This window comes from Blautia sp. CAG:257 (genome assembly GCF_000433815.1).
GTDB classification, from domain to species: Bacteria; Bacillota; Clostridia; order Lachnospirales; family Lachnospiraceae; genus Blautia_A; species Blautia_A caecimuris.
On sequence record NZ_HF999056.1, the window covers coordinates 2,842 to 6,070 of the forward strand.

General features: G+C 47.3%; 3 protein-coding genes. All 3 read right to left on the reverse strand.

Annotated features, from left to right (window positions below; genetic code table 11):
- A partial coding sequence (locus QVP40_RS07285) for an ABC transporter permease (RefSeq protein ID WP_288200379.1) occupies positions 1–950 on the reverse strand: 950 nt, incomplete at its 3' end.
- 2 nt (positions 951–952) lie between these two features.
- The gene (locus tag QVP40_RS07290) at positions 953–1,948 is read right to left on the reverse strand and encodes an ABC transporter permease (protein ID WP_022067811.1); all 996 of its coding nucleotides are present in this window, start codon (positions 1,946–1,948) and stop codon (positions 953–955) included.
- A partial coding sequence (locus QVP40_RS07295; RefSeq protein WP_288200380.1) for a sugar ABC transporter ATP-binding protein occupies positions 1,948–3,229 on the reverse strand: 1,282 nt, incomplete at its 5' end. The genes QVP40_RS07290 and QVP40_RS07295, both read right to left, overlap by 1 nt.

Below are 3,229 nucleotides of genomic sequence, written 5' to 3' on the forward strand. Positions count from 1 at the left end.
ACTGCCGCGATCAGAAGCGCTCCGATAATAAGAAGGATCACCTGTGCATGGACGTTCTGCTGTCCCAGCCCTACGCGGAGGCATACGATAATAAATGCCGCGATCACGCCTCCTGCAATATTTCCTTTGCCGCCTGTGGAAGAGATTCCTCCAAACACTGCCATGGCGATGGCGTCCATCTCAAAACCGTTTCCTGTTGTGGTATTGGCTCCGAAGGATGAGGACAAAAGAAAAATAGCACAAAGGCCGGAAACCGTTCCCATCACTGTATAAATGATCATTCGGATCTTCTGAACATGAATACCGGAATAATATGCGGTCAGACGGTTTGTTCCGATGGCATATACTCTTCTTCCAAACGTGCTTTTTCCAAGAACAAGGGCAAAGATCACAGCCAGGATCACAACCAGAAACAGAATATAGGGAACCTGTCCCACCTTTCCTGCAATGGCAGTGAAGCCATCCAGATTTGACATGGTAATACTTCCGCCGCTTCCCAGAATGATCTCCGCAATACCGCGGAAAATAATCTGAGTTGCCAGAGTGACGATCATCGGAGGCAGCTCTGTAAATTTTGTAAGGATCAGTCCGTTAATTGCACCGCATACAGTTCCCACAGCAAGACCGGTAAGGACAACTACGATAAACGGAGCGTTCATGTTGCACACAATACAGCACATGGTGGCTGACAGACACACAATAGAACCAACAGAAATATCAATCTCGCCAAGGACCAGGATATATGCCATGGGGAGCATGAGAAATACCTCTGCAAGATAAACCGGCATCTGACGGAGCAGACTGCTGATATTGTAAAACTCAGAAAACATTGCGCAGAAAATATTCACTGCAATAAAGATCAGAACCAGGATTCCTTCCCAGGAGAAGATCATCCGCTTTACCGAACTTTCTGGTACATTATTTATACTTCTTCCGGATTTTCCAGCCATGATTACATCTCCCTTCCTTTCAGTGCATTTTTGTCTGCCACACGCTGCAGAACCACATTCATTACAACTACGATCAGAATGATCAGTCCCTTGATGGTGTTCAGCCAGAGCTGGTCAAAGAACGGAATCAGAGGAAGCGCCTTTGCAATGGTTGCAAGGATCAGGGAACCGAACAAAGCGCCCAGAACACTTCCGCGGCCGCCGCTCATGCTGACGCCGCCGATTACGCAGGCAGCAATAACGTCCATTTCGCCGCCGTACTGCATGTCAGGCATTGCTGATGCATAAACAGAAACCTGAAGAGCGCCCCCAAGACCTGCAAGAAGTCCCATGATCACATAAACAAGAAGCTTGATATTCTTCACATTGATACCGGAAACCTCCGCTGCGCTGGCATTACTTCCTACCGCATAGATCATTCTTCCTGTTCTTGTCCATTTCATAAACCAGAAAAAGAACGCATAGCACAGGATCACAACCCAGATCACACAGTTGATACCAAGGAATTTTGTTGTTGCAAAATCCTTAAAGCTGCCCAGAGCCGCTGCGCCGGCCCACTCACCGCCGTTGGAAACCAGGTAGCCCATTGCCCGGAACACATACATAAATCCCATTGTGGCAATGATGGGAGGCACATCTGCTCTGGAGATCACAAGACCAACCACCAGACCGCAAACAATACCGATTCCCACTGCAATGAGAAATGCCAGCGGTGTGCTTACAATCACATCATTTTTCAGAAGCATTCCTATGGACATACCGGACAGCGCCAGAGTAGACATAATAGAAATATCAATTCCGCCTACCAGCATAACGCACAGCATACCCAGAGCCATCACCATTGTTACCGCATTGTTTTTCAGCATATCCATCAGGGATTTCGGAGTCAGGAAAGACGGATTAATGGCTGTTATGACAATAAAAAGGACGATCAGAACAACTGCAAGCAGAGCTTCACGAGATCCTGTAAGTTTTTTTACCAATGATTTCTTTTCCATTATTTTGAAGCCCCCTTTTCCATGGCAAGCTCAAGGATCCTCTCCTGAGTCGCTTCCTCTCTTCCAAGCTCGCCGGTCTTTCTTCCGTTGCACATTACAATAATACGGTCCGCCATACCGAGGATCTCAGGCATTTCCGAAGAGATCAGAATAATGGCATAGCCTTTCTTTGCCAGATCTCCCATAATCCCGTAGATTTCTGCCTTGGCTCCGACGTCAACGCCTTTGGTGGGCTCGTCCATGATCACAACCTTCATCTCCTGGCTTAACGCCTTGGCAACCACTACCTTCTGCTGGTTTCCTCCGGACAGAGAGCTTGCAGGCTGGAAAATATCAACCGCCTTGGTATCTACCTCTTCCAGAAGCTTCTTTGCCAGATCTCTCTCTGTTTTTTCATCATTGATTCCGGCCTTTGCATATTTGCTGATAGTGGGAAGGGTTACGTTTCTTCCCAGCCCCCAGCTCATGATAAGCCCTTCCTTCTGACGGTCTTCAGGAAGAAGAATAATGCCTTTTTCCATTGCATCTGAGGGCTGCTTGATATGAACCTCCTTCCCTTCCAGATAAACCTTTCCGGAATCCAGACGGGTGATTCCGCACACAGCTTCCACCACCTCGGTACGGCCTGCGCCTACCAGCCCGGTAAGACCAAGGATTTCTCCGGCTCTTATCTCAAAGGAAACGTCCTTAAAATATCCGGTTCTGGAAAGCTTTTCTACCTTCAGGATCTCCTCTCCCGGCTGAACCTCTGGCTTCGGGAAAAGATCCGTGATCTCACGTCCCACCATTGCCTTGATCAGATCTGCATTGGTAATTCCGTTTACATCATAGGTTCCGATATACTGGGAATCACGGAATACCGTAACTCTGGAAGCCAGACGGTACATATCCTCAAAACGATGAGAAATAAAAATAATGGAAACTCCCTCTGACTTTAATTTGTCCACAAGTGTATAAAGCTTTTCCGATTCAGATCTTGTCAGTGCGGCAGTAGGCTCGTCCAGAATAATGATTTTTGCATTGGTAGACATTGCTTTTGCAATTTCCACCATCTGCTGCTGTGCCACACTTAAAGTTCCCATTTCCGCTGTGGCGTCAAAGTCTGCATCCAGCTGCGCAAGAAGTTTATTTGCTTCTGTATTCATTGCCTTCCACTGGATCATTCTGTTTTTAATGATCTCATGACCCATAAAAATATTTTCTGCAACTGTCAGATGCGGGTAAGATGTTGGATGCTGATATACGGCTGCGATTCCCGCTGCCTGAGCGTCCTTCGGTCCT